The organism is Micromonospora sp. NPDC005206, assembly GCF_040608175.1.
Taxonomy (GTDB): Bacteria; Actinomycetota; Actinomycetes; order Mycobacteriales; family Micromonosporaceae; genus Micromonospora.
On the sequence record NZ_JBEXHU010000014.1, the window covers coordinates 55,339 to 81,370 of the forward strand.

General features: G+C 67.3%; 23 protein-coding genes and 4 pseudogenes. 3 read left to right on the forward strand and 24 right to left on the reverse strand.

Annotated elements, in window-relative coordinates:
• Window positions 1–771: 771 nt before the first annotated feature.
• Window positions 772–1,002 (reverse strand): hypothetical protein, encoded by a 231-nt coding sequence (locus ABZU69_RS21860; RefSeq protein ID WP_354966184.1) that lies wholly within the window; start codon window positions 1,000–1,002, stop codon window positions 772–774.
• Window positions 1,003–1,145: 143 nt separating this feature from the next.
• Between ABZU69_RS21860 and ABZU69_RS21865 the strand changes: the two genes are divergently transcribed.
• Window positions 1,146–1,925: a transposase family protein gene (locus tag ABZU69_RS21865; protein WP_354966185.1), complete on the forward strand. Its 780-nt coding sequence runs from the start codon at window positions 1,146–1,148 to the stop codon at window positions 1,923–1,925.
• Window positions 1,926–2,078: 153 nt separating this feature from the next.
• Here ABZU69_RS21865 and ABZU69_RS21870 read toward each other — a convergent pair whose 3' ends face one another.
• From ABZU69_RS21870 to ABZU69_RS21915, 10 genes and pseudogenes are all read right to left on the reverse strand, one after another.
• Window positions 2,079–2,756 (reverse strand): GntR family transcriptional regulator, encoded by a 678-nt coding sequence (locus ABZU69_RS21870; RefSeq protein ID WP_354966186.1) that lies wholly within the window; start codon window positions 2,754–2,756, stop codon window positions 2,079–2,081.
• A 192-nt stretch (window positions 2,757–2,948) separates the two neighbouring features.
• Window positions 2,949–4,058 carry an IS630 family transposase gene (locus ABZU69_RS21875; protein ID WP_354966187.1) on the reverse strand — a complete coding sequence of 370 codons (1,110 nt, stop codon included), beginning with the start codon at window positions 4,056–4,058 and terminating at the stop codon, window positions 2,949–2,951.
• A pseudogene (locus ABZU69_RS21880) lies at window positions 4,016–4,276 on the reverse strand (hypothetical protein); the annotation flags it as partial. The gene ABZU69_RS21875 and the pseudogene ABZU69_RS21880, both read right to left, overlap by 43 nt.
• A 43-nt stretch (window positions 4,277–4,319) precedes the next feature.
• Window positions 4,320–4,595, reverse strand: a pseudogene (locus tag ABZU69_RS21885) (DDE-type integrase/transposase/recombinase); the annotation flags it as partial.
• A 501-nt stretch (window positions 4,596–5,096) separates the two neighbouring features.
• Window positions 5,097–5,288 (reverse strand): transposase, encoded by a 192-nt coding sequence (locus tag ABZU69_RS21890; protein ID WP_354966188.1) that lies wholly within the window; start codon window positions 5,286–5,288, stop codon window positions 5,097–5,099.
• Window positions 5,289–5,347: 59 nt separating this feature from the next.
• Window positions 5,348–5,608: a hypothetical protein gene (locus tag ABZU69_RS21895; RefSeq protein ID WP_354966190.1), complete on the reverse strand. Its 261-nt coding sequence runs from the start codon at window positions 5,606–5,608 to the stop codon at window positions 5,348–5,350.
• A 188-nt stretch (window positions 5,609–5,796) separates the two neighbouring features.
• Complete coding sequence (locus ABZU69_RS21900) at window positions 5,797–6,954, reverse strand: CoA transferase (protein ID WP_354966191.1); 1,158 nt, start codon at window positions 6,952–6,954, stop codon at window positions 5,797–5,799.
• On the reverse strand, window positions 6,951–7,745 hold the full coding sequence (locus ABZU69_RS21905) for an enoyl-CoA hydratase-related protein (RefSeq protein WP_354966192.1): 795 nt from the start codon (window positions 7,743–7,745) through the stop codon (window positions 6,951–6,953). Before ABZU69_RS21905 ends, ABZU69_RS21900 begins: the two co-directional genes overlap by 4 nt.
• A 53-nt stretch (window positions 7,746–7,798) precedes the next feature.
• Window positions 7,799–8,833, reverse strand: a complete 1,035-nt coding sequence (locus ABZU69_RS21910; protein ID WP_354966193.1) for an acyl-CoA dehydrogenase family protein — start codon at window positions 8,831–8,833, stop codon at window positions 7,799–7,801.
• Window positions 8,830–9,963 (reverse strand): acyl-CoA dehydrogenase family protein, encoded by a 1,134-nt coding sequence (locus ABZU69_RS21915; protein ID WP_354966194.1) that lies wholly within the window; start codon window positions 9,961–9,963, stop codon window positions 8,830–8,832. The genes ABZU69_RS21910 and ABZU69_RS21915 overlap by 4 nt, the downstream gene beginning before the upstream one ends.
• A 64-nt stretch (window positions 9,964–10,027) precedes the next feature.
• Here ABZU69_RS21915 and ABZU69_RS21920 point away from each other — a divergent pair, with 64 nt between their 5' ends.
• Together ABZU69_RS21920 and ABZU69_RS21925 are read left to right on the forward strand one after the other, a co-directional pair.
• The gene (locus ABZU69_RS21920) at window positions 10,028–12,049 is read left to right on the forward strand and encodes an NAD(P)/FAD-dependent oxidoreductase (protein ID WP_354966195.1); all 2,022 of its coding nucleotides are present in this window, start codon (window positions 10,028–10,030) and stop codon (window positions 12,047–12,049) included.
• A gap of 8 nt (window positions 12,050–12,057) precedes the next feature.
• Window positions 12,058–13,026: an alpha/beta hydrolase gene (locus ABZU69_RS21925; protein WP_354966196.1), complete on the forward strand. Its 969-nt coding sequence runs from the start codon at window positions 12,058–12,060 to the stop codon at window positions 13,024–13,026.
• 313 nt (window positions 13,027–13,339) lie between these two features.
• Here ABZU69_RS21925 and ABZU69_RS21930 read toward each other — a convergent pair whose 3' ends face one another.
• The 13 genes and pseudogenes from ABZU69_RS21930 to ABZU69_RS21990 form a co-directional block, all read right to left on the reverse strand.
• Window positions 13,340–13,513 (reverse strand): hypothetical protein, encoded by a 174-nt coding sequence (locus ABZU69_RS21930; protein ID WP_354966197.1) that lies wholly within the window; start codon window positions 13,511–13,513, stop codon window positions 13,340–13,342.
• A 297-nt stretch (window positions 13,514–13,810) separates the two neighbouring features.
• Window positions 13,811–14,224 (reverse strand): nuclear transport factor 2 family protein, encoded by a 414-nt coding sequence (locus tag ABZU69_RS21935; RefSeq protein WP_354966198.1) that lies wholly within the window; start codon window positions 14,222–14,224, stop codon window positions 13,811–13,813.
• On the reverse strand, window positions 14,221–15,408 hold the full coding sequence (locus ABZU69_RS21940; RefSeq protein WP_354966199.1) for a serine hydrolase domain-containing protein: 1,188 nt from the start codon (window positions 15,406–15,408) through the stop codon (window positions 14,221–14,223). Before ABZU69_RS21940 ends, ABZU69_RS21935 begins: the two co-directional genes overlap by 4 nt.
• Window positions 15,405–16,292, reverse strand: a complete 888-nt coding sequence (locus ABZU69_RS21945; RefSeq protein WP_354966200.1) for an SDR family NAD(P)-dependent oxidoreductase — start codon at window positions 16,290–16,292, stop codon at window positions 15,405–15,407. The genes ABZU69_RS21940 and ABZU69_RS21945 overlap by 4 nt, the downstream gene beginning before the upstream one ends.
• 102 nt (window positions 16,293–16,394) lie before the next feature.
• Entirely contained in the window at window positions 16,395–16,739 is a 345-nt protein-coding gene (locus ABZU69_RS21950; RefSeq protein ID WP_354966201.1) for an alpha/beta hydrolase fold domain-containing protein, read from the reverse strand.
• A 1-nt stretch (window position 16,740) separates the two neighbouring features.
• A pseudogene (locus ABZU69_RS21955) lies at window positions 16,741–16,887 on the reverse strand (hypothetical protein); the annotation flags it as partial.
• A pseudogene (locus ABZU69_RS21960) lies at window positions 16,856–17,224 on the reverse strand (alpha/beta hydrolase); the annotation flags it as partial. The pseudogenes ABZU69_RS21955 and ABZU69_RS21960, both read right to left, overlap by 32 nt.
• Window positions 17,225–17,233: 9 nt before the next feature.
• Window positions 17,234–19,210: an NAD(P)/FAD-dependent oxidoreductase gene (locus ABZU69_RS21965; protein ID WP_354966202.1), complete on the reverse strand. Its 1,977-nt coding sequence runs from the start codon at window positions 19,208–19,210 to the stop codon at window positions 17,234–17,236.
• A 436-nt stretch (window positions 19,211–19,646) separates the two neighbouring features.
• Complete coding sequence (locus ABZU69_RS21970; protein WP_354966203.1) at window positions 19,647–20,708, reverse strand: ABC transporter ATP-binding protein; 1,062 nt, start codon at window positions 20,706–20,708, stop codon at window positions 19,647–19,649.
• On the reverse strand, window positions 20,681–21,718 hold the full coding sequence (locus ABZU69_RS21975) for an ABC transporter ATP-binding protein (RefSeq protein ID WP_354966204.1): 1,038 nt from the start codon (window positions 21,716–21,718) through the stop codon (window positions 20,681–20,683). The genes ABZU69_RS21970 and ABZU69_RS21975 overlap by 28 nt, the downstream gene beginning before the upstream one ends.
• 1 nt (window position 21,719) lies before the next feature.
• Window positions 21,720–22,808, reverse strand: a complete 1,089-nt coding sequence (locus ABZU69_RS21980; protein WP_354966205.1) for an ABC transporter permease — start codon at window positions 22,806–22,808, stop codon at window positions 21,720–21,722.
• The gene (locus ABZU69_RS21985) at window positions 22,805–24,034 is read right to left on the reverse strand and encodes an ABC transporter permease (RefSeq protein WP_354966206.1); all 1,230 of its coding nucleotides are present in this window, start codon (window positions 24,032–24,034) and stop codon (window positions 22,805–22,807) included. Before ABZU69_RS21985 ends, ABZU69_RS21980 begins: the two co-directional genes overlap by 4 nt.
• Window positions 24,031–25,668 carry an ABC transporter substrate-binding protein gene (locus ABZU69_RS21990; protein ID WP_354966207.1) on the reverse strand — a complete coding sequence of 546 codons (1,638 nt, stop codon included), beginning with the start codon at window positions 25,666–25,668 and terminating at the stop codon, window positions 24,031–24,033. Before ABZU69_RS21990 ends, ABZU69_RS21985 begins: the two co-directional genes overlap by 4 nt.
• Window positions 25,669–26,032: the final 364 nt, after the last annotated feature.

Here is a 26,032-nt window from a genome sequence, read left to right on the forward strand (position 1 = left end):
GGACGGCGGCTGCGTCTGCGGGATCCCGCAGACGCAGACGCCGTCCGGTGTGGGCGCTACCGGCAGCTGGAGGCGCTCGCTCACTAAACCGCGGACCTCGGCGTACCTCCCCGCGCACCCGCTGCCCCCAGGCGGGGGTCTGGCCCGGCTCACAGAGCTCTCCACCGATGTCGGCCGGTCCAGGCCTCCCCGGTTCCGCGGCCTATCACGGCTAGTGTTGCCTCCTGCGTCTGTCGGTGTGGTCCCCTGCGGTGGCAGCGGCAGAACACCATCCCCTGCCCGCGGGCGCTACGGCCTGGCCGGCGATCACCTTCGATGTCCTTGTCCCCTGCCCGGGGCCACTTCCGGTCCTCTTCACCGTCCACTACACGCAGGCGAGCCGCTCCGGCACCGCCGACCTGTCGATCTTCCCGATCTCGGCGAAGTTCCCTATACCAGCACCAAGTGCCCTACCGGTTCCTCGTAACGCTGCTACGGCGGGTCGTCGGTGACGACCAGGAACGCGGCGTCGGCCATGGCCAAGGTGATGTGGGCGTGCCAGGCGTCGTAGCGGCGGACCTGGTACCGGTCCAGGCGGTCTCGTTCTTCGCGGTCTGGACCGACAGCAGGTCCGATCGGCCACAGCGATACGCGGGACGAGACCTCTCCGGGCGCGCCGAAGAGGTCTCCAAACAGAAGGGCCTGGTCAGGGCATTGCTCGTGGGATCGGTGTCTCAGATGACGGACCCGCAGCTGGTTCCAGCACGGTCACCCACAACGCTACACATCGATCTACACCACGGGCTTCGCCTTGCTGCCCTTGGCCAGGTTGACCGAGCCGCCGGTCCAGCCGTTCTGGCTGAAGACCTTGCCGGTCTCGGACTTGATGAGCTTGTCGCTGGGCAGCGTGAACCGCTGCAGGCTCGACGTCGTGTCGTGGGTGCCGTGCCCGGCGCTGTTGGTGGGGCGGCGGGCGTCGATACCACGGGTGTTGGAGACCATCCCGACGACCTGGGCGTCCACCGATACGGGCGGAGATCCGCGCCGACGGCCTACTTCCCCGCGGAGATCACCGCCGCCGGGAACGAGCATCTAGGATCCAATCTAAGGGACGTCTCGTAACCCCGGTGTCTGTCCGCTGAGGACGATCATCGAGGATGCCTGGGGTGCAGGTGATCACCGCGGCGCACCCTGAGTGGATCTTCCCGTTCACGGGGCTGCAGCCCGCCCAGTTCCGCAAGCTGGTCCGTCTGGTCGCCGAGCGGGGCGGTGCCACGATCGCTGATGGCCGGCCCGGCCGGCAGTGGGCCCTGGACCTCGCCGACCGGGTGCTGCTGGTGGCGACCTACTGGCGCACGAACCTGACGATGCGCCAGATCGGCCCGCTGTTCGGGGTGTCGCACTCGGCGGCGCACCGGGTCATTGACGCCCTCGGCCCGCTGCTGGCACTGGCGCCGGTGCGCCGGCGGCCGGTCGAGCAGATCGCCATCGTCGACGGCACTCTGATCCCTACCCGCGATCACCGCCTGGCCGCCCGGAGCAAAAACTACCGGTACTCGACGAACCTGCAGGTCGCCATTGACGCCAACACCCGCCTGGTCATCGCCGTCGGCGACCCACAGCCCGGCAACCGCAACGACACGATCGTCTACCGCAGCTCAGGGATCGAGGAGAAGCTGGACGGCCGACCCGTGATGGCCGACGGCGGCTACCGCGGCAACCCCGAAGTGATCATCCCGTACCGCAAGCCCACCGACGGCAGCGACCTGCCGGACTGGAAGCAAGCCCTCAACGTCGAGCACCGCAGGGTCCGCGCCGGGGTCGAACATGCCCTGGCCAGGATGAAGTGCTTCAAGATCCTGCGCGACTACCGCCGCGCCGCCCACACATTGGCCGACGCCGCTTCCGGCATCGCCAACATCCACAACATCATCCTCGCCGGCTGACCACCGAGCCGGCGCCGGGCAACACCTTCACCCAGTTACGAGACGTCCCTTAGGCACAACTGCCGCTGGCCTGGAATGGGTAGACGCCGAACGCGCGCCGAGACCGGCTGGCTCGCGACGGCCGCGCGGCCTTGGTGGCGCGTGGACCAGAACTCAGGGCACCGGTACGGCGCCTGCGGCCATGCCCAGGATGCCGCCGATCTGAGTCTCGGAGCCGTGGCGGTGCTGGTCCATGGTGCGTGCGAGCAATTCGTTGTCACCTTGCCGCAGGGCTTCGATCATGGTCGCGTGCTCTTCGAGGACATGGCGGCGGCTGTCGGGAGAGAAGAGGTAGACGGCGTGATAGGGCGATGCCCACGTCCAGAACCTCTCGATCTCGCCAATGACAAGCTTGAGGTCCGAGAGGTCGAAGATCGCGAAGTGGAAGTCGTGGTTGTGGTGCTGCATGGCTGCGAGGTCTTCGCGCTCGGCGGCTTCGATCACGAGGTCGTTGAGCTTCACGATCCCATCGAGTTGGGCAGTTGTCGGCTTTGGCAGCACCATGATGAGTTCGGTCTCGAGGACCTTGCGCATGAAATAGATCTCGTCGAACTCCGCGCGACTGAGGCGTGCCACCATGTAACCGACATTCGGGATATGCTTGACCAGTCCGTCGGCCGTCAGCTGACGCAGGGCCTCCCGAATGGGGAGGCGGCTGACGCCAAGGCGCTCGGCCATACCTTCCTGCCGGATCTGCTGGCCAGGCAGCAACTCGCCCGAGACGATCATGCGGCGCAGCTCTTCGATGACACGCGACACCGTCTGTGCCTTGACTGGTGCCTGCGAAGCCATGGCGCCCCCTTTAACTCATGAACCCGAATGCGCTGACCATATCGGATCCTCCGGACGGTCGTCTTTCCAAGGACAGAGGCGAGCAGGCGGTAGTAGCCGATCAGCGCCGTGACTCGACGACAGCCTCAACCCCGAGAGCTGAGACTTCGGCTTGACCCGTTCGACGGACAGGGTCGATATGGTGATCTCACGCTAGTGTACTGAGTCGTTGGAAGCTTTATTGATCCGGGCGCAGTAGTTGGCGAGGTTGTCGAGGATCTGGTCGGCGGTTTTGGTCCAGACAAAGGGTTTCGGGTCGTCGTTCCATGCCGCGATCCAGGCGTTGACGTCGTCTTCGAGGGCTTTGACGCTGCGGTGCGTGGAGCGGCGGAGCTTGCGGTTGGTCAGTTCAGCGAACCAGCGTTCGACCAGGTTGAGCCAGCTGCCGGAGGTTGGTGTGAAGTGCAGGTGGAAGCGGGGATGTGCAGCCAGCCATGTGCGGATCGCCGGGGTCTTGTGGGTGGCGTAGTTGTCGCAGATCAGGTGCAGGTCCAACTCGGGCGGCGTGCTGGCGTCGATGGTCTTGAGGAAGCGCAGGAACTCCTGATGGCGGTGCCGACGCTGGTGCTGGCCGATCACCTTGCCGGTGGCGATGTCCAGCGCGGCGAACAGGCTCGTGGTGCCGTGCCGCACGTAGTCGTGGGTGCGGCGCTCAGGCGCGCCCGGCATCATCGGCAGCATCGGCGCGGTGCGATCGAGGGCCTGCATCTGGGATTTCTCGTCGACTGCGAGGACCATCGCCTTGTCCGGCGGATCGAGGTACAACCCGACCACGTCACGAACCTTGTCGATGAACAACGGATCGGTGGACAGCTTCCAGGTGTCAACCAGGTGCGGTTTGAGCCCGAACGCCCGCCAGATCCGCGACACGGCCGTCTGGTTGAGCCCGGCCGCCTTCGCCATCGACCGGGTCGACCAGTGGCTATCCCGGTTGGACGGCGCCTCTTCGAGGGTCTTGACGATGACCGCCTCGACCTGCGCGTCGGTAATCTTCCGCGGCGCGCCAGGACGAGGCTCGTCCTGCAGCCCTGCCAGTCGCTGCGTGATGAACCGCTTGCGCCACTTACCAACCGTCGGCAGCGACGCCCCGAGCTGCCGTGATACCTCGCTGTTGGACAGGCCATCCGCGCACGCCAACACGATCCGCGCCCGTAACGCCAACGCCTGCGCCGTCTTTCCACGACGAGCCCAGCCCTGCAACACGTCCCGCTCCTCAGCGGTCAACGCCAGCAACGCCAACTTCGGACCACGACCATCACCCACGCCATCAATCTAGCAATGAACCAACGACTCAGGACACCCGCTTGCTGGCGGGTAGCAGGTTGAGGCCGGTGGCTTCGTAGGCGGTGGGGCTGAGGTAGCCGAGGCTGGAGTGCCTGCGGCGGGTTGTACCAACCTTCCACGTATTCGAATATCGCCTGGCGGGCGACGTTGCGGGTGGGCCAGGCCTGGCGGTGTAGCAGTTCGGTCTTGATGGTGGCGAAGAACGACTCGGCGACGGCGTTGGTCCCAGCACTGCCCGCGCCGACCCACTGATAGCCGCACGCCGTGGCGGGCGGCGAGGCGGGCGTGCTGGGCGCTGGTGTATTGGGCGCGGTCGGAGTGGAAGACCAGCCCGGAGGCGGGCCGACGTCGGACGAGGGCGGCGGTGAGGGCGGCGTCGACCAGATTGGCGCGCAGGTGGTCGGCGACCGCCCAGCCGACGACCTGGCGGGAGGCCAGATCGATGACGGTGGCCATGTACAGCCAGCCCTCCCACGTGTTGATGTAGGCGATGTCCCCGCACCACCGGGTGTCCACGCCTGCCGGGTCGGTGACGAAGTCACGGTTGACCAGATCCGGACGCGTCTTCGGCGGCCGGATCCGGAATCGTGGTGGTGCGCCACCGACGCGGGCACCGGCCCGCGATCCCGGCCATGCGCCACCAACCGGGCGATGCGTTCGCGGCCGTGCCGATGCCCGGCCGCGGCCAACTCGGCGTGCACCCGCGGCGCCCCGTACGTGCCCGGGACGCCTCGTGCACCGTAACGATCTTCTGGGTGAGCGTGTTTTGGTCGATGCGTTCCCGCTCGGACTGCTGTCCGCGGATGTGCTGGTAGTAGGCGGACCGGGAGACCTGCATCAGCTCCACACGCCCGCTTGATGTTGCGCCGGCCCGCTTGCTCCGCCTCGATGAACGGGTACACGTTCACCGAGAATCCCTCGCGAAGAAAGCCGTCTCCCGCTTCAATCTCACGACGTCCTCGCGCAGCCGCCGGTTCTCCCTGCGTACCTGCGCCAGCTCGGCCCGCTCGTCGCTGGTCAAACCGTCGCTACGGGCGCGCCGTCGTCGAGCTCGGCCTGCTTGACCCACTCCCGAACCGCGGGCTCCGTCAGGTCGAAGTCCTTCGCGACCTGCCCGATCGTCCGGTCCCCGCGCTGGCACAACTCCACGATCCCGTCCTTGAACTCCGCCGTGAAGGAGCGACGAGGCCGAGGCCATTTCCTACCCATGTTCTCCATGATGCTGGACATCCTCCCGGAGCATTCCGGCTCCTGATCTCAGATGTCGGTCAAAACGGGTCAGGCCCAACTGCCGAACTGACCGCGGCCTGGTCTGGGTGAGTTCGGGTGAGGACCTGACCCAGGCTGATGGCGGTTGCCGTGGCTGCGTCGACATCGTCTGGTGCGTGGCCGAGGCAAATTCCCTCCACCTGCTCGTCGGTCAGTCCTGCACGCCTCGCGATCGGCTGGTCGTGTACCCAGATGAATGGCGCTTCGCACGCCGATGCGACGAGCAGGACGACTGCCTCGCGCATCAGGTCGGGCAGCATGCCCTCGAATCGCAGGGCACTGCCGACGCGTTGGACGGCGTCGGCGAGGTGCGGCCGGTGAAGCAGCGCCTCGAACGGGAGCTCAACGACTCCGCGGCGGTCCCTGGAGCATCGTGTCGGCCGCGGCACGCGCCGCCGCCCGAGTTCGCCGATAGCGAACTCGGGCGCAGCTCAGTCAGGCTCCGTCGTCATCCGGCCACCCGCTTATCGAGCCAGCTGCTGGCGCGGGCCTCTCCCTCGCCGAGGCGGTCTGGCACGCGGCCGTCCCGAGGTTCGACGGCCGGCGTGCCGCTGAACCGGACGGCGGGGCGGGCGACGAGGTATCGATCGGTGCCTTCACCGATCTCCTGGAAGAAGTCCACCGCACGCAGGTGCTCGTCGTCGAAGAGCTCGTCGAGCGACTTGACGCGCGCCACCGGCACGTCGATCTGGTCGAGGAAGTCAAGCCAGTCCTCGGTGGTTCGAGTGATCAGCTCACGAGCCAGCAGTTCGTAGAGCATGTCGATGTTCTCGCTGCGGGCTTCGGTGGTGCGGAACTCGTCCAGTTCTAGGAGATGTCCTTGGCCGATCGCGTCGAGGAAGCGGCGCCAGTGGCCCTCGTGGTAGACGACGACCGAGATCATGCCGTCCTTGGTGCGGTAGGGGCGCCGGTGCTCGGAGCGCATCCGGGCGTAGCCGGTGTCTCCCTCTGGGGGCACGAAGGCGCGCCCGCCCCACTGCTCCATGAGGTTGAACCCGACCATGGTCTCGTACATCGGCACCTCGACTGCCTGGCCGACACCGGTTCGCTCGGTTGCATACAGGCCTGAGACCAGTGCCATCGCGGCGGTCAGGCCCGTCACCTTGTCCGCGACCGCTGTTGCGACATAGGTCAGGTCGCCTCGCAGGCCCTGGAGCCAGGCGAGACCGCTCATCGCCTGGATGGTGTCGTCGTAGGCAGGCTTCTCGCCGTAGGGGCCGTCGGTGCCGTACCCGGTGATGGCGAGGTGAACCAGCCGCGGGTTCAGCTCGAGTGCACGGCTAGGTCCGATGCCCAGCCGGTCCGCGGCTTTGGGGCGCATGTTGTGGACCAGTGCGTCCGCGTTCTCGATGAGCTCGTCGAGAAACGCCCGGTTGGCCTCGTCCTTGAGGTTCAAGGCGACGCTGGTCTTACCGCGGTTGCCGGCGATGTAGACGGCTGCCATGCCGGGCTCCCGGCTTCGTCCGAGACCTCGGGTGATGTCACCGCCGGGGCCCTCAACCTTGACGACGTCAGCGCCGAGGTCGGCGAGCTGAAGGGTGCAGTACGGGCCGGAGAAGGTGGTGGAGAAGTCCAGGACCCTGACGCCGGCAAGCGGCCCGGTCATGAAGGCACCGCCGAGGTGGGGACTGCCGGCTTGCGCTCCCACGCCTGTGAGCCCTTGCGGCCCAGCGACCACATCTGGACGCCGCGCTCGACCTCTACCGCCGCAGACCAGGACAGGCCAGGGTCCTCCAGCTCGATGGTCGCCGACCGCTTGATCCGGCGCGCAAGCTCGGGGTCGGCTGCCGGCAGACGGCACAGATCCACTGCGATGTCGAGCAGCTCCTCGGCAGGCGCGGTTCGCCAGGCCAGGCCGCGGGCGACGGCCTCCTCGGCGGAGAGGGCGGCCCCGAAGGCGGCCATTGCGACGGCCTGCTGGTAGCCCAGCGACCGACCGAGGAGACGCAGGTGGCCGCCGCCGGGGTGGATGCGCCGGGCCAGGAAGCCGCTGTCGAGCACGGCGTCAGGTGTCACGAGCATGACGTCGGCTGCCAGCGCCAGGTTGAGCCCGGCACCGACCGCCCCGCCCTTGACAAGGGCGACCGTGGGGACGGGCAGTGTCCCGAGCTTGACGAAGGACCCGTACACGGCCGAGGTCCGAGCGACCGCCTCCGGGGAGGCAGGGGCCTCTGAGGAGGCCGCGAGGTCCCTGGTGTCAGCGCCGCTGCAGAAGTAGTTGCCGGCGGCGTCGACGATGACCGCGCCCACCGATTCGTCGGTCTCGACCATCTGGCAGAACTCACCGATCTGGTCGGTCATCGACAACGTGATCGCATTCTTGCGGGCCGGGTTGACCAGCGTCAGCCGCGCGATCCCGTCGTCGACGCTGACGTCGACGCGTGGCTCGTCATCCATTAGACAGACTCCTTCTCATACATCCCGCTCATACGTGCCGGCGGTGTGCCGGGTTACTGCTGGCCCGCGACGAGCTGCCACAGGTCCTGTCCGCAGCCGAGCTCGCCGAGTCTCTGGTGCCAGTAGCGCTCGTTGCCGTGCTCCTCGCGCCAGGCCCACAGCCGCGTGGTGAGTGCGCCCAGCGCATGCTCCTGGGTGAATCCGATTGCTCCGTGGGCCTGATGGGCGGCGGCGGTCACGGGGCGCGTCAGGATCGCGGTTTCGGCCTTGGCGGCCGCCACGAGCAGCTCGGCAGTGCTCGGGTCCTCGAGAAGGGCCATGGCCGCTGCTGTCGCGGCGACCTGCATCGCGGTGGCCTCGGCGGCCATCTTGGCGATGGCGTGCTGGACGACCTGGAACTTGACCAGAGGCCGCCCGAACTGGACACGCTCGGTGACGTAACGGGAGGTGATATCCACGATCGCCGACGCCACCCCCGCGGCGGCGACGGCCCGGGCTAGCGTGGAACGCAGCCGCCACGCGGCGGCAGCCAGCTCAGGCACCTCGGCCGAGGCAACCGGCGCTACCTCGCTGAGCATCACGGAGTCGCGCGGCTCTCCGGCGAGGTTGACCCCGTGTATCAAGGTGACGCCTGGTGCATCGAGCGCGACCACGTGCAGCGTCGGTCGGTCCCCTACTACGAGCAGAACCGCGGATTGGCAGTCTCGTGCAAACGGCACACGGGAGGCCAGGCCACTGAGGTGCCCGGATTCGGCGGTGATGTCGGCGGTGCATGCGGTGAACGGGCCGCTCGGGAGGTCGATGCCGGCCTCGCCGAGGGCGGGAGCGGCGACGACGGTCGCCTCACCGTAGGGCAGGCGTGCCGTGGTGAGCTCGGCCAGGACTGTGGTCGAGTCCAAGAGGTCACCGTCCGAGCCGCCCACAGATTCCGGCGCGCCGAGCCCGACGAAGCCGAGCTTCTCGAGCTCGTCCCACAGGCCTCGATCGAGGGTGGAGTCGGGCCGGGAGTCGGTGGCGAGGTGCGGTGCGACGACGGCCTTGGCGGTGTCGCGGAGGTCGTCGAGGTGTTCGTGCATCTCCACAGTCATGCAAGTCCCTTTGCGACGATAGATCGGAGGACTTCGTTGGTTCCTCCGCGGAGCGTGAAGGCGGGGGTGTGCTTGATGCCGTCGACGAGGAGCTCGTCGAAGGGGGTCAGGCCTGCGCCGGGCTCGGTCATCGCCATGCGGCGCACGGTCTCGACCAGATCGCCCTCGAAGGTCGTGCCGAGATCCTTGACCAGGGCGGCCTCAACCGCGGGCTGTGCCCCGGCGGCCAGCTGGCGCGCCACGCCGAGGGACATCTGCCGCAGCACGAGCAGGCGTGACAGGAGCCGCCCCAGTTCGAGCTGCGCCGGCCGGTCGGCCTGCCCGACGGCGTGGGCCCAGGCAGCGAGCAGGGGAAAGGGGCTGAGGAAGCGCTCCGGGCCGGATCGCTCGTTGGCGAGTTCGGCCGTGACCTGGTGCCAGCCGGAGCCGCGCGCGCCGAGCAGGGCGTCGCCTTCGAGGTAGGCGTTCTCGAAGACGACCTCGTTGAAGTGGTGGGCGCCGTCGATCGTGATGATGGGTCTGATCGTGACGCCGGGACGCGGCAGGTCCACCACGAACTGTGAGAGACCCCGGTGGCGCTCACCGTCGTCGGTACGTGCGAGCACGATCATGTTGGTGGCGATGTGGGCAACGCTGGTCCACACCTTGGTGCCGTTGATGCGCCAACCATCACCGTCGACGGTGGCGCGGGTGCGGACCGAGGCCAGGTCCGACCCCGAGTCCGGCTCGCTCATGCCGATGGCGAAGAACCGCTCGGCGCGCGCAATCCCCGGGAGGTACTTCTGCCTCTGCTCCTCGGTGCCCTGGCGCAGGATCGAGGGCGCCATCTGGCGGTCGGCGATCCAGTGGGCGGCGACAGGCGCGCCGTGGGCGAGCAGCTCCTCGGTGACCACAAACCGCTCCAGCGCGCTGCGGCCGTGCCCGCCGTATTCCCGCGGAATCGTCATGCCGATCCATCCGCGCTCGGCGAGCCGGCGGCTGAACTCGATGTCGATGCCCGACTGCCACGAGTCGGTGTGGGGGACGAAGTAGCCCGCACCGATCGACTCGCGTAGGAACGCTCGGACCTCGGCGCGCAGTGCGCGCAGCTCAGTCGTCGCTACCGAAGCGGGGACCAAGGTGGATCGCACGTGAACCTCCTCTCAACTGTGACCGACACCACCCTACCGGATTGGATCCAAGAATGTAAGCCAAATGATTGACACCGCCTGGTGCATGGTCTGGAATGAGGGGAGTCACATGAGACCCGTGGCACACGTTCCAGGAGCCCCCATGACTGCACCGGCGCATCGCGTCATTGACTTGACCCTCCCCGTTCGCGAGGTCGATCCCGAGGAGCTGCGCTCCCACCTGCGGCACGGGGACGCGCCGCTAGTGCTCATGAGCCTGGTCCAGATGACCGGCGACCTCGGCCTCTTGGACCGCTTCGGTCCCCACATCTCGATCGATGTGGTCGCCGACTCGCGCCTGCTGCCCAGCGGCCGCATCGCCGAGCCCCACCTGAGCGAGCTGATCGACCTGGTCGTCGAAGTGGCCGCGCGGCCCACCGAGGCCTACCTCCAGGTCCCCGACGATGACCTGTTCAACCGCATGCTGTCCCTGACCACCGGTACCGAGATCCCGGCCGAGTTCAACGGCATCGTCAAGGAGCAGGGTGGGTTCGTGCCGGCAACGCCGTCGTTCGAGGGGGTGGTCGCGCCTGAAGGCTTCCGTGTGGCGGTGCTCGGCAGCGGGATGAGCGGCATCCACGCCGCGATCGCGCTGGCCGACGCAGGGATCGACTACGACATCTTCGAGCAGGCCGACGACATCGGCGGCACGTGGCGGATCAACACCTACCCCGGCGTCGCTGTCGACACCCCGAGCATCTACTACTCGTTCTCCTACGAGATCGAGCCGAAGTGGAGCAAGTACTTCCCTCTTGCTGAGGAGTACCAGGGCTATCTGCGCCGCGTCGTCGACAAGTACGACGTCAAGTCGCACATCCAGTTCGAGACCCGCATCGAGAAGATGACCTGGGACGAGGACACTGAGGAGTGGGTGGTCCAGGTCTCGTCCGCCGGACATAAGACGGATCACCGCTACACCGCAGTCATCACCGCGGCGGGCTTCCTCAACCGCGCCAAGTACCCCGACATCCCGGGCATCGGGAGCTTCCGCGGCGAGTGGTTCCACACCACGGAGTGGCCCGCCGACGTCGACCTAATCGGGAAGCGGGTCGGCATCATCGGAGCGGGGGCGACCTCGGTGCAGGTCGTCGACGGCATCATCGACGACGTCGCACACCTGACGCTGTTCCAGCGCCAGCCGCACTGGGTCATGCCCAACCATCTGGGCGAGGGCTGGGTGCCGGAGTCCGAGGCGTGGCTGCAGGCGAATCTGCCGTTCTACGACCGCTGGCAGCGGGCCAAGACCTACTGGTTCGTTTCCGACGTCCTCTACGACAACGTCCGCGTCGACCCGGAGTGGGTCAAGTCCCACGAGCTGTCAATCTCCGCTGTGAACGACCGCACCCTGCGGATGGCCCGTGGACACCTTGAGGCGTCCTTCAAGGACCGCCCCGACCTGATGGCGAAGATGACGCCCGACTTCCCGCCCAACGCCAAGCGCATCATCCGCGATCCCGGCCGGTTCTACTCCAGCCTGACGAGCGACAAGGGAAGCGTCGTCACCGAGCGGCTCGCCGCCGTCACACCTGAGGGCCTGCAGACCGCCGATGGCGTCGTCCACGAGCTCGACGTCATCATCTACGCCACCGGCTTCACCCTCGACTTCCTCAACACGATCGAGATCATCGGCCGTAACGGTCGCACGCTGAATGAGGAGTGGAAGAACGGCGAGGACCCACGGTCCTACCTCGGCGGCACCGTGGCCGGATTCCCGAACCTGTTCGTGACCTCGGGACCCAACTCCAGCAGCGCCCACGGCGGTGGCCACAACTACATGACCGAGGTTGTGACTTACTACATCATGGAGTGCCTCAAGATCCTCTTCGAGAGCGGCGCGCGCTCCATCGAGGTCAACCGTGAGGCCCAGGAAGACTGGGTGGCCAAGGTCGACGAGAAGATGGAAGGGTCGATCTGGCGCCACGCGCTCAACGCCCACACCTACTACCGCAACGCCGCAGGTCGTGTCTTTCTCTCCAGCCCCTGGCGAATGGTCGAGAACTGGCAGAACCACCATGTGGTGGATCACACCAAGTTCGAGATCAAGTGAGACTGACGATGCCCGAGTTCGATCCTGACGTCGCCGCCATGCTGGCCGCGCGTGCCGCGGCGCCGCCCATCCCCAAGGCGCACGAGGGTGGCCTCGACCAGATGCGTGGGCTGCTCGAGTCGATGCCGAGGCCACCTGCGCCCGACGTGGCCACGAGCCGCGACACCACGATCGAAGGCCCGCACGGACCACTGAGGCTGCGGCTCTACCACCCTGCGAGCGTTCCCGATGGACCGCTGCCCGTGGTCGTCTACTTCCACGGGGGCGGCATGGTGATGGGGTCGATCGACTCCTTCGACTCCGTTGCCAGGCGGCTCTGTGACGGATGCGCTGCGATCGTCGTCAGCGTGGACTACCGGCTCGCACCTGAGCACTCCTATCCAGTCGGCAATGACGAGTGCTACGCCGCGACCGTATGGGCCTATGAGCACGCCCCGGAGTTCGGTGGGGATCCTGCCAGGATCGCCGTAGCGGGTGACAGCGCGGGCGGATCCTTGGCCGCGGCTGTCGCGTTGAGGGCACGCGCGGAGGGGCCGCAGCTCGCGCTGCAGATGCTCTTCTACCCCGGCTTAGAGCGAGCCTCGGTCTCCCGCGCCTCGATGAGCGAGTTCGCCGACAGCCCCTTCCTCAGCCACGCCGACGTGGTGTGGATGAAGGCGCAGTATCTGGGTGCAGACGAGAGTCGTGACACCGAGCAAGGCGTTCCTTCCAAGGCGGTTGACCTCGCTGGGCTGCCGCCGGCAATCGTCGTGACCGCCGAGCTGGACCCCCTGCGCGATGGTGGCGAAGCGTACGGCGAGCGCCTGCGGGCAGCGTCAGTGTCCACCGTCCTCCTGCGCTATCCCGGGGTCGGGCACGGGTTCATGATGCAGGCCGGCTGGATCGCCCGTGGCACCCAGGCCTTCGACGAGGCCTGTGCCTTGGCAAGGGTCCGGCTCCGCAGCAGCGAGCGGGAGACGGCACAAGCTGGCTCCTAGCGACAAGCAAACCCGATTGCAGTCACCTAAGAGGAGACGCGGGAGGGCGCGTAAGTGGGGCGGTCCCGACCTGATGCGGTCGGGGCCGCCCCATCTTCTGGTTGTGCGGCGGCCCTGCCGGTTGAGTCTCGGCATCGATACGAGCCGACTAGGTGTCGGGTTACCCCTGTCCGTGCGGCGAGGAGTCCTCCGTTGCTTCCTTACTGCTGGCGCAGCACGGCGACCTTATTGAGGTCGACGGGGTTGCGCAAAGCCTCGAAGGCGTCCGCAACCTCGTCCAGACCGATCTCCTTGGCGGCCAGCCCGATCGGCGTCAGCCCGGCACGGCGCAGCGCCCGGGCCAAACCATGCCGGAGAAGTCCGGCCGCCCGTCGGCCAGTTCTTGGGCCATGCGTCGGTAGATCTCAGGTGAGCCGAGCATGCTGATGTTCAAGGTGACGTCCAGCGGTTCACCGCGATCGAGGACGTAGCTGATCGTCACGCGCACCCGCAGACGACGCCCGTGATCACCGACTTCGGGGCACCTCGTCGAGCTGGCGGGAGATCATGCCGTGCATGCCACTGGTCTCGAAAATGTAGGCAGGGCCTCGAACGCCTGGTCACGCCGGCAGTCCAACCAGCTCTCCCCGCAGGGGTCAAGGAACACATCAGCGCCGACGCGGTCGGCCGCCTCGCCGACGCCGATGTTGCCGGACTGGCCTGCAGCGGTGACGATGGCGACCTGCCGGCCAGACAACTCATGGCCTGGGTGTCTTCGCGGCCGTCGCGTGGTGGTGGGGCGCTGTCATGAGACGGCGCTCCGGCTTTGGATGAACCAGGTGCCGTCGACCTTGACGTACTCGTCGAGGTAGCGACCCACACCGCGCAGGGTGGGAGTCTCGGGGGCGGTAGCGGGTTGCACCAGCAACCACTGGCTGCTGCCCCGCCCGGCGACGCGGTCTGCAGTGAGATAGATCTGCTGGCTGGTCACGATGTGGCGGGTACCCGCCGCGGGGCCGGCGAAACCCCGATCGCGCGTGCCTTGCAGGGCCTGCCGGATCTCCTCGTGTCCCTCGAACTCCTTGCTGCCCATGACCCACGTCCCGTCGCGGGTGAAGAGGGAGATGACCCGGTCGAGGGTCGGGTCGTGGTCGACGGCCTCGGCGAAGAGCCCGTTGAGGTTGAGGATTGCTGCGTGGTCGTCCGACTGGGTGCTCATGCGTGGGTCTCTCGTAGTTCGGCAGCGATGGCGCGCACCGCCTCGATGGCGGGCGTGAAGGGGTGGCGGTCGGGGTCGATCGCGCCGTGCATGGCGTTGTGGCAGAACGCGATGGAGAGCCCCGTGTCCAGCTCAGCCCAGGCGATGGAGCCGCCTGCGCCGGTGTGGTACAGGATGTGTAGGTCTTCGCCCACGAGGGGGTTGAGGCCGGGCCCGCCGCCGCCGACCCAGTAGCCGTAGGCTCCGACTCGGACGGGGCGCCCCATGTAAATGTCAACGTCGTCGACGTTGTCGCGCGGGGCGGTGAAGGTCAGGAGTTCCCCGCAGGTGAAGAGCCGGGTGCCGTCGAGCTCGCCGCCGTTGGCCAGGGCCCCGAAGAATCTGGCCATCGAGCTGGCGTTGGCGATGATGCCGGCTCCGGGGTTGACGGTGCGGCGGGACTTCTCGGTGTTGTAGGCAACGGAACCCGGGTAGATTGCCGGCGGCATCCCGCGAAGGAAGTACTCCGAGATCGGCTCGGTGGGCACCTCGCCGGCCAGGAGCGTGGCCACGCGTCGGTCCTGCTCGGAGGGTAGGCCGAGGTACATGTCCTCGATCGCGAGCGGCTCGATGATCTCCTGGCGGATGAAGGTCTGCAGGTCGCGCTGCTGCGGGTCGGTGCGGCGGATGATCTCGCCGATGATCCAGCCCCAGACGAGTGCGTGGTAGCAGTTCACGCTGCCAGCCGGGAAGGTCGGCTCCTCCTCCTCGATCCGCTTGATGACCCACGACCAGTCGGCCTGCTCGTCGAGGCCGATGTCCGGCGGCATCCAGGGGATGCCGGCGCGGTGGCTGAGGGCGTGGCGGACGGTGATGTCGCCCTTGCCGTTCTGGGCGAACTCGGGCCAGTAGGTGGCCACGGGTGCCGTGTAGTCGACGAGGCCCCGCTTGGCGAGGAGGTGGAGCCCGGTGGCGACCACGGCCTTGGTGACGGAGAAGACCGGGAAGAGGGTGTCGGTCGTCGCCTCGAGTGCGTCGCCGTCAGCGACTCGTCCGGCGACGGCGTTGACGATGAGGCGTCCGTTGAGGTAGGCGGCGACTTGGATGCCGACCTCGCCGCGGTTGAGGGCTTCCTCGAGGGCGACTGTCACGCGCGAATCAGCCATGGTGGACGCGTCGGTGGAGGCAGTGGACTCGATGCTCATGCCGACAACCCCACGCCAATGGGGTCGATGCCCATACGGTCGAGCATGACCCGGGGGTCGGGTGGTGGCGTCAGGTCCGCGAGTTGGGTGGCACGCCGGGAGGTGCTCTCGCGACAGATGAGGTCGTCGGAGAAGATCCAGAAGTCTCCGCGTGCGATCGCCTCGGTCATGTGCTCGGCGGCTTCGACCGGGTCCAGGCCGGTCGCGACGTTGGCTGCCTGCATGGCGTCGAAGACGCCGTTCGCGACCGGGTTGGCGCTGGGTGCGTCGCGGCGGGCGGCCAGGAAGATCTGGCTGCGGATGGAGTGGGGCAGGACCGCCGAGACCTGGATCGGGGCACCGACCAGGGCGACCTCCTGGTAAAGGCACTCGGTGAGGGCGAGCACCGCATGCTTGCTGACCATGTACGGCGCCTGTACGGGTGCGCTGCCGACGCCGCCGACCGAGGACAGGTTGGCGATCACCGCTGGCTTGCCCGCTTCGATCATGAGCGGCACGAAGGAGTGGATGCCGTAGAAGACGCCGTCGACGTTGATGTCCATGACCTGCTTCCAGCGCGCCGGGGTGACCTCCCACAGCAGGCCGGCGTTCTCGACGCCGGCGTTGTTGATCAGCAGCTCGACGCTGCCGTAGTCCTCGAACATCTGCCGCGCGATCCGGTCGACCTGGTCGGCGGAGGTGACGTCGAGCTCGATGGCCGTCGCTCGTCGGCCGGCCTCGACCAGCTCGTCGGCGAGCTTCTGGGCCGCGGGAAGGTTGACGTCGGCGATGACGACCCGCATGCCGATCGCCGCCAGATGACGCACAAAACCTTCGCCGATGCCGGCGGCGCCACCGGTGACGAACGCGGTGCCGTCACCGAAGCGTTCTACTGCGCTTGACATGGAACTCCTCGTCTCTGCTGATTGATTGGTGGTGGGGCTGTTCATGGGGATTGCTTCAGATGTGCACTCGTCTGAAGGGTCATTGGTGGGGCAGCTCGGTGGTCACGTGGCGCCGTGCTGCGCTGTGACCTGCTGCGTGGTGACGGGACGGGGCGTGGCGAACTTGGCTCGGAGCAGGCCCCCGATCTCGGCGCATGCCAGGTTGGAGCGGCGGATGGTGCCGGTTTGGGACATGAAGCCGTGCGCGACGCCGGGGTAGCGCAGCAGCGCGGTCTGCACGCCGGCGGCTCGGATGCGGTGGCCGTAGTCCTTGAGCGCGTCTCGGGAGGGGTCGTTCTCGGCGGTGACGACGAGGGCGTCCGGCAGCCCGGCGAGGTCGGTGGCCAGCGCCGGAACGCCGTAGGTCGAGAGGGGGCCTGCCCTGGTCGCGGGCTTGGAGAGCGGCACCGGCTGCGAGGTTGCCGCCGGCGCTCTCGCCCCCGACCGCCAGCCGAGCTGGGTCGATGTATGCCCAGCTCGGCGGCGTAGTCGGCCACCCAAACGACGGTGGCGTAGGCCTCGTCGGTCGCCACAGGGTGGGGGTGCTCCGGCGCAAGCCGGTAGTCGACGCTGATCACCACGGCGCCGGCGGCGTTAGCGAGGTGCCGGGCGAGCGGATCCGCCGTCTCGATGCTGCCGATGATCATTCCCCCGCCGTGGAAGTAGATCATCGCCGGCAGCGGCTCGGCGGACTGCCGGGGGTGGTACAGGCGCACCGGGATGGTGCCGTGCGAACCGTCGAAGGCGAGGTCCTTGACCTCGGCGACGCCGGGTCCCGGCGCGCGGGGGGCTGAGTTCATCATCTCCCGCGCGCCGGCGACGCCGCGCTGCTGAAGTGTCGGCTGGGCGCCTCGGCTGTCCAAGAGGGCCTGAACGTCCGGGTCGAAGGCCATTGGGTGCCCTTACCGGATCATGAAGCTGGACGGCTCGGGGGCGCGCAGCCTCCGCCACAGGTCGACCATGCGCCAGGGGTTGGGCAGCATGACCCGGCCAGCGGCGTTGCGGTAGTAGGTGTGGGCGCCGAAGGAGTTGCGCCAGATGGAGCCCTCCATCTGCTGGTCCACCTCGGCGACGAACTCCTCCTGGGCATTGGCCGTGACCTCGATCGAGTGGGCTCCGGACTCGATGACGAGCTGGAGACACTCGATGATGAAGTGGACGGCGACCTCGGTCATGAAGTTGTGGCCGCCGCCGTGGGCGTTGCTGGAGTTCGGGCTGGAGGTGATGAAGAGGTTGGGGAACCCGGCCACCGTCCCGCTAAGGTAAGAACGCGGGTCGGTGCCGTTGTGCCAGACCTCGTTCAGGGTGCGGCCGTCTCGGCCGACGATCTCGATGGGCGAGAGGAAGTCCAGCGTGAACCCGGTGGCGTAGATGATCACGTCGAACTCGTGGACGACGGCATCGGAGGTCTTCAGACCTTCGGGAACGACCTCGACGAGGGGCGTGGCGATGACCTCGCCCTTCTCGCTCGCCAGAGCGCGGAAGTAGCCCCCTGGGTCGCGGATCGGACGCTTGCCGTAGGGCGGGTAGTCGGGCGTCATCTTCGCCTTGAGCTCGGGGTCGTGCCCGAAGGACTCCTCGAGGTGACGCAGGCCGAGCTGGAGCGCCCTGTCGTTGGCCGCCGAGATCGAGAGTGGGTGCTCGCGGTGCCAGTCGGGGTCGACCCGGACGTTGGCGTAGCCCTTGTCAGAGACGAACCAGTAGGTCTTGGCCCGCCGCCAGCGGTCGTAGAAGGGGATGTTGCACTGGGCCCACCGCTCTCCGCTCGGCACGATGCCCTCGCCGAGGTGGTTGGGGTTGACCCAGTGCGGCTGACGCTGGAACAGGGTGAGCATGGCGACGTCGCCGATGATCGCGTCAACGATCTGCACCGAGGTGGCGCCGGCTCCGATGACGGCCACCTTCTTTCCGGCCAGCTCGACGCCGTCGTGCCACTTGGCGCTGTGGACGCTCTGACCGCGGAAGGTCTCGCGTCCGGGGATGTCGGGGAACTTGGGACGGTTGAGGAAGCCCGCGGCGGTGACGACCGCGTTGTAGCGGACCTGGCTGCGCTCGCCGTTGGAGTCCAGCTCCAGGACCCACTGCTGAGCCTCGTCGTCCCACTGCATCGCTTCGATGCGGGTGTTGAAGCTGATGTTGTTCTTGATGTCGTACTTGTCGACGACGCGGCGCAGGTAATTCTGGTACTCCGGACCGAGCGGGTAATACTTGGACCAGGCGGCCTCGATCTCGTAGGAGAAGGAGTAGTAGATGCTCGGGGTGTCGACCGCGACGCCGGGGTAGGTGTTGATCCGCCAGGTGCCGCCGATGTCGTCGGCGGTTTCATAGACGTGGTAGTCGAAGCCTGCGTCAGCCGCGGCGATCGCGGCGGCGATCCCGCTCATGCCAGCGCCCAACACGGCGATCTTGAAGTCGGACGGCGGGCGCTTGGTGTGGGGAGCGCCGGGGCGGGTGAGCTCGAAGCCGCCCTGCTCCTTGACGATGGCGAAGAACTCCTCGGGGATCTCTTCGCCGACGACCACGCCGAGCATGCGCGCGAATAGCTCGTCGTCGGGGACCTGGAGGTAGTGCTGCTCGCCCGGGTTTTGTCCGACCTTCTCCAGGATCGCGAGCAGCTCCTCCTTGTCGGCGTCGGGCAGGCGGCCCTCGGGCAGCAATCGGTGGTCGGCCGACGCGCTGAAGGTGACGTGGTCGCCATACCGGTCGAGCAGCGAGATGTCGCCCGTCATCTGGACCAACGACATCAACAGCAGGGGCGCCTCGATGTCGGAGGCGTTCTCACGCAGGGCGACGGGGTCGATCGCCTGGGGGTGGACGGTCAGGTCCAAGATCTCGTGAGGCCGGGTGGTGGTCTCGCTCGAAGAACCGTCGTGTGTCATTGAATCTCTCTTGTCTATTGCGTCAGCGGGTCTTTCTTCAGGTCGGTCGCTCTCCCACGGCTCTTGGGCGGACGTCGCACCCAGATGGCATCGACACCGGGGTTTCGCACGGATGCACAGTGCGGGCTGGCCGCGCCGGCGGAGGGGCGCGGAGTCTCGGTCTCATGGGCGGCTGCCCTCAGGCCCGGCTCGGTGTGCCATCGGCGTGGGGGGCCGAGACCCGGACGCGGACGTCCATCCGGCGGTGGGTCGCTCCGATGACCCACCTCACGCCTCCCTGTGATGTCAGTCACAAGAATCGTCGGATTACTCTCCATGATTCCCACTGGATTTCGCCTGCTTTATTGGATCCAATGTGGGACACACGTCGGCCGCGTTCTTTTGTCCTGTCGAGCCGGCCGGGCTGACCCAGCTGACCGACGTCAGGGGTCTTCCGTCAGTCGAACTCCGGTCCGCTGGCGGCCGGCGCGGGCGTCAGATCGGTGAGTGGCTCGATGAGGGGGTGGTGGCAGGCGACGAACTGCTGTGGGGTGATCTCCCGCAGCTCGGGGACCTCCGATGCGCAGCGGTCGCTCGCGCGCGGGCAGCGGGTTCGGAATCGGCATCCGGACGGGGGCGCGAGGGGCGAAGGCGGCTCGACTGACAGGTCCTCGGGAACGGGACGGTGCGAACCGGGCGCAGAGGCGAGCAGGAGATCGGTGTAGGGGTGAGCCGGGCTCTCATAGAGCTTGTCGACTGGTGCGATCTCGCAGGTTCTGCCCAGGTAGAGCACCATCACCCGGTCGCTGATCGACTTGACCACGCCGAGGTCGTGGGACACGAACAGGACCGTCAGTCCGAACTTCTCCTTGGCCTCTCGCAGCAGATTCAGCACCCGCGCCTGGACCGAGACATCGAGAGCCGAGACCGGCTCGTCGCAGAACAGCACCTTGGGATGCATGGCGAGGGCACGCGCGATGGCGATGCGCTGGCACTGTCCTCCAGAGAAGGACGTCGGCCTGCGATCGCCGACCTGGGCGGGGTCCATCGAAACGGCCGTGAGACCCTCCTCGACCTGCTGGTCGACGGTGCTCCGCACCCGCGACGGCCAGATGCGAAGGCCTTCGGCGACGATGTCCTTGACCTTGCGTCGCGGGTTGAGCGAGGAGATCGGGTCCTGCATGATCATCTGCAGATCGGGCCGCAGCTGCCGCATCTGCTCCTCGTTGAGCGCGGTCAGCTCCGTGTCGCCGTACTTGATGCATCCCGAGGTGACCCGGGTCAGCCGGATCAGTGCGCGCAGGAACGTGGACTTGCCCGACCCGCTCTCGCCGACGATGGCGAGGGTCTCCCCCTCGGTCACTGCGACACTGACGCCGGAGACGGCGTGCACGGTCCCGTTGGAGGTTGGATACTCGACGACGACGTCGTTCGCCTCGATGACCAAGTCGCTGGATACCTCGCTGGGCGCGAGGGTGGCGATTGCCTGATTCACAGCTGCTCCTGGAGTTCGGGCCACTTCGACGCCACGGCATGCGCTGGGAAGTGGCAGGCGTAGGTGCGGGCACCCTGGTCTGGGCCCAGCGTCGGCTCGTCGAGGCGGCAGATCTCCTCGGCGTGGGCGCAGCGTGCCGCGAACCGGCAGCCGGCCGGGAGGGCGGCAAAGCTGGGCGGGCTGCCCGGGATGCCCTCGAGGGCGACGCCCGGTTCGGCGTTGATGTCGGGGTGGGCCAGCAGCAGCGCCTCGCTGTAGCGGTGCCGGACGTCGTGATCGTGCAACTGCGATGCGGTGACCGTCTCGACTGTGCGGCCGGCGTACATGATGTTCACCGCGTCGACCTCGTCGGCGAGCATCGCGACGTCGTGGCTGATCAGGATCATCGCCATGTCCTCCTCGTCCTTGAGGCGACGCAGCAGTGCCAGAATCTGCCGTTGGACGGTGACGTCAAGCCCTGTCGTCGGCTCGTCGGCAATCAGCAGTCGCGGCGAGCAGGAGATCGCAATCGCGATCATCACTCGCTGCCGCATCCCGCCCGACATCTCGTGTGGGTAGACGTCGAGCCGTGACCGCGGTGAGGGGATGCCGACCCGGCCGAGCAGATCAGCTGCACGTCCGCGGGCCTTCTCCTTGCCCAGCCTCTCGTGGATCCGCAGGGTGTCGGTCAGCTGCGCACCGATGGTGCGGACGGGGTTGAGCGCCGTCATCGGGTCCTGGAAGACCATCGCGATCTCGGGGCCCCACAGCACGCGGCTGCCAGGACTCTGGGGGTCGACGGCCTGCCCGTTGAAGAGGAAGTGGTCGCTGGTGACCTCGCCGCGGACGGGCAGCAGGCTCATCAGCGATCTGGCCAGCATCGACTTACCCGAGCCGGATTCGCCAGCGACGCCGAGCGTGCTCGCTGCAGGCAGGACGAGGTCGACCCCGTCGACCACCGTGATGGGCCCACCGAGGGTGTGCAGTGTCGTGCGCAGGCCCCGCACGTCCAGGAGTAGCGGCTTGCTCTCGCCGAGGTTGGTCGCGTGGGTCATGTCAGTCCCTTGCCTGGCGTGCACGGATGGCATCGCCGATGCGGTTGATGGAGAACACGGTCAGGAAGAGCGGCACCGCCGGTGCGAGCAGGAACGGGTACTGGTCGAAGCGGGGCTCGGCCTCGGCGATCAGATTTCCCCATGTCGGCGTCGGTCGCTGCACGCTCAGGCCGAGGAACGACAAGGATGCCTCGGCGACGATCAGAATCGCGGTGACGAGCAGGGCGTACGACATCAGCGACGGCAGGATGTTCGGCAGCACCTCGCGGAACATGATGCGCCGGGGCCGCGCACCCATGGCCTTCGCCATGAAGACGTAGTCCTGCTCGGCGATCTTCATCGTCGTGGCCCGTGCCAATCGGGCGAAGGAAGGCACCACGAGCACCGCAAGCGCGAGCGCGATGTTGCGAGTGTTGGGCGCGAGCACCGCCGCCAAGGCCATCAGGAGCACCAGGGGCGGGAAGCTGAGGATCAGGTCCACGACCCATCCCAGGGAGCCATCGACCCGTCCACGGAAGTAGCCCGCCAGCAGGCCGACACAGGTGCCGATGACCCCGCCGATCGCGACACCACCGAAGCCGACGATGAGTGAGACCCTCGCGCCGTAGATGATCTCGCCGAACAGGTCCAGGCCGTACTGATCTGTGCCGAGCCAGTGCCGCGCCGTGGGTCCCTCTAGCGGCAGCTCGAGTAGTGCCTTCGACGGGTCAAGCGACTCAGGCAGCGGCAGCACGTCCGCCAGGATGGCGGCGAGGGTGATGCCCACCAGCCAGGCGAGCGCACACCAGAAGCCGAGGTCGAACTCGGTGCCGAAGAAGACGCGACCCAACTGCCTGGCGCCCGCGTAGAAGATAATCAGGCCGACCACGACGAGCGCGACCCGTACAGCGCCCGGCGCTGTTGCCAATGCGAACCCCAGCACAGCCAGCACGAGACCTGCCGCTGTCATCAGCGCGGCCAGCAGCAGAGCGGGCCGACTTTGCGAAGCGGTGCTCGCGGCCGGCTCTCCGGGTGGGCGGCTCCCCGCACCGCCGGGCGACACTCCGTTAACCGGGCTCGGTGCCGGGCCAACAACTTGGGGGACGGTCATCGGGCCCTCCCTTGCTTGACTCGCGAGTCCAGGAACGCGTAACTGAGGTCGACGATGGCGTTGATGAGCACGTAGGCGGTGGCGATGACGAAGATGCACGCCTGGACGACCGGGTAGTCGCCGCCCCGCACGCCGGTGGTCAGCATCGAGCCCACGCCAGGAAGCCGGAAGATCGACTCCACGATGATCGTGCCGCCGATGAGTTGGCCGATCGAGAGTCCGACCACCGTGATCAGTGAGAACAGGGACGGGCGCAGCGCCTCGGTCACGAGCACATGCCCGGTGCCCATGCCACGTGCGCGGCTCGCGAGCACATAGGGCTTCATGAGCTCAGTGGCCATATCACTGCGCAGCAGCCTGGTGAAGATGGCGATGTCGACCAGAACCAGAGTGAATACTGGAAGGAAGACGCCCTTCAGGTTGCCGCCGATGCTCTCGGAGAGCGGGACGAATCCCTGCCGCGGGAAGGCCGGCAACAGCAGGTAGATCGCCACGCAGACAGCGGCAACTACCAGGGACCCGATCAATAGCGGCGTTGCGGAGTCTGGCGTGCCCGGCCCCGAGCTGTGCCGTTTGGAGCCGCGTGAGCGCAACCACGACATGGCGGCGTAGGCCACGGCGACGATGGCGACAACCAGTGCCGCGTTGCGTGCCAGCTCTGGGTTGAAGACGAAGATCTGGATGAGCAGCAGTGCGGCCACGAAGGACGGGATCGAGACGACTGCGTAGAGCAGCGTGGACGTCACGCGGTCGAAGGTGGTCTCGCGGCGGTGGGCCGACCACACGCCCAGCGGGACAGCGACGAGCAGCGAGACCAAGATGGCGAGCACACCGAGCTCGATCGTGACCGGGAGACGGTCGGCGAGGTCGCCCGCCACCGAACGCCGAGGAGCGATCAGGGTCTCGCCGAAGTCGCCGCGCAGTATGCCGCCGAGCCAGTCGGTGTACTGCTGCCAGATCGGCTTGTTCAAGCCGAGCTCGGCGCGCATCGCGTCGAGCTGCTCCTGCGTGGCGTCGGGTCCCAAAGCGGTGGCGGCTGGATCGCCGGGGGTCATCTTCAGCAGGAAGAAGCTGACCAGGGTGACCCCGAAGATGATCGAGACGAGTCGGACGAGTCGTGTGCCGAGGTAGCGCAGCCGACCGAACCGGCGCTTCCGCGCGAGCGGCGAGGCCGCCTGCGGGGGCTGAGTGGCCCCCGCAGACGGGCTCTGAATTGCGGTGCTCACTTCTTGAGCCAGGCCTTGGAGAAGTCGACCATCAGGTAGCGCGACGGGCGCACGCCCTGCAGCTTCGAGGTCCAGGCCTCCAGGTAGTACTGCTGGCCGTAGAGAACACGCGGGATCGCGTTGTTCCAAGCCTCCTGGTAGTCCTGCAGGAGCTGCGCGCGACCGTCGGCGGGCAGTGCATCTGCCTGCTCGGCGAGCTGGTCGATCGTGGCGTCGGAGAAGCCGACACGGTTGGCCGAACCGTCGCTGCGGTACGCGTCGAGGTCGCATGAGACGCACTCCCCGATCGGCGCCACGCTCGCACCCGAGACCTGCAGGTCGAACCCGCCGCCGCCCTGGATGGCAGGGATCAGCTGGCTGATCTCAACCGCCTTGACGGTGACGTCGACGCCCACGGACTTCCACAGCGCGGCTGCGTTGTTGGCGATCACCAGGTTGCCCGGCTGGTTGAGGGACATGATCGTGATCTTGCCATCCCAGCCCTCCTGCTTCGCCTTGTCGAGCAGCTGCTTGCCCGCGTCCTTGTCGTGAGGAACGCCCTTGAGACCGCGGTTCAGCGGGTTGTCGCTGGACATCAGGGCATCCGAGGGCTCAGCGGCGCCCTGGTTCACGCGGTCGACCATGAACTGCGGGTCCAGCGTCATCTGGAGGCCCTGGCGGACGTCATTGTTGGCGAGCGGAGCGTCTTTTGCCTCCGGGCCGACGCCAAAGTTCGGGGTGAACCCGAGACGCAGCGGCCACTTCACGTAGTTGACGTCGGGCTTGGCGACGACGGCCGCGGAGACCTCGAGGTTGGCGTTGTTGTTGAAGACCTGGGCCTCGCCGGTGTCGAAGGTGTCCTTGCGGGCGTTGGCGTCGTTCTGGGTGATGAAGCGAAGGCTGTCCAGACAGACGGCGCCGCCCCACCAGTCGTCCTTCTTCTTCACCACCAGCTCGTTCCCGGGCGTCCAGCGGTCGAAGACGAAGGCACCCGCGCCGGCGCCAGGCGCCGGGTTGTCAGCGAGTGCGTCCGCGGGAACCCTCGGGTTGACGATCTCGCCTACCGGGGTGGCCAGCAGGTAGGGGAACTCGGTCCAGGCCTTGGTCAGCGTGAACTCGACGGTCTTGTCGTCGACCGCCGTCATCTTGTCGATGTATCGAGCCCGGCTGGTGTAGGTCGACAGCGCGCCCTTGGCTCGGAACCGTTCGATCGAGGCGATGACGTCACCAGCGGTCATCGGCGAGCCGTCGCCGAAGGTGATCCCGTCCTTCAGGGTGAGGGTCCAGACGGTGCTGTCGCCCTTGGGCTCCAGCGACGCCGCCAGATCGGGCTCGTAGGCACCCTGTGCGGGGTTGTAGCGCATCAGCGCGCCGTAGATCGCGTACATCGGGTTGGCGTAGTTCGAGGGCGCGACCGGGTCGATCGAGGAATACTCGACCTGCTCGGTGATCGTGATTGCGCCGCCGGCCTTGTCGGCGGTGCACTCGCCCTCATCGCCGCCCTTGACCAGGCTCGTCGCCAGCTGTTCCTGCTTGCCGCCGCCCTTGCCGTCGGGTGGGTCGTCCGACGTGCCTCCGCAGGCCGCAAGTACGAGGGCGAGTGGCACTAGCACCGCCGCGCCCTTGTAACGCGCGTTCAGATGAAGAAGCTTCATTGCAACCCTTCTCCAGCCCACGGATGACCGTGCGGCTTTGCTACTCCGACACTGTTGATCGTCGCCCAGCACCCGGACCCTTGTGACGTGAGTCTCATCATGCCGGGATCCAATGTTGGACACAAGACCTTCATCCAGTTTTTGCGATCAGATCGTGACCTTGGGTCCAGCGCGGGGATGGAGATTGGTCCATGCCGCGGTTGATCCGGACCGATCCGCAGTGGAGGTAGGTTCGGTGACTGCTTGCTCTGCCCGCCGAGCGCCGCACAAGGTGCTTCTGACGCGTCCGAATGCACGAGCAGCCTCCTGTCTGAGCAGGTCACAGGAGACGACCTCTTGGACCGCCAGGACGCGGGGCTGATGG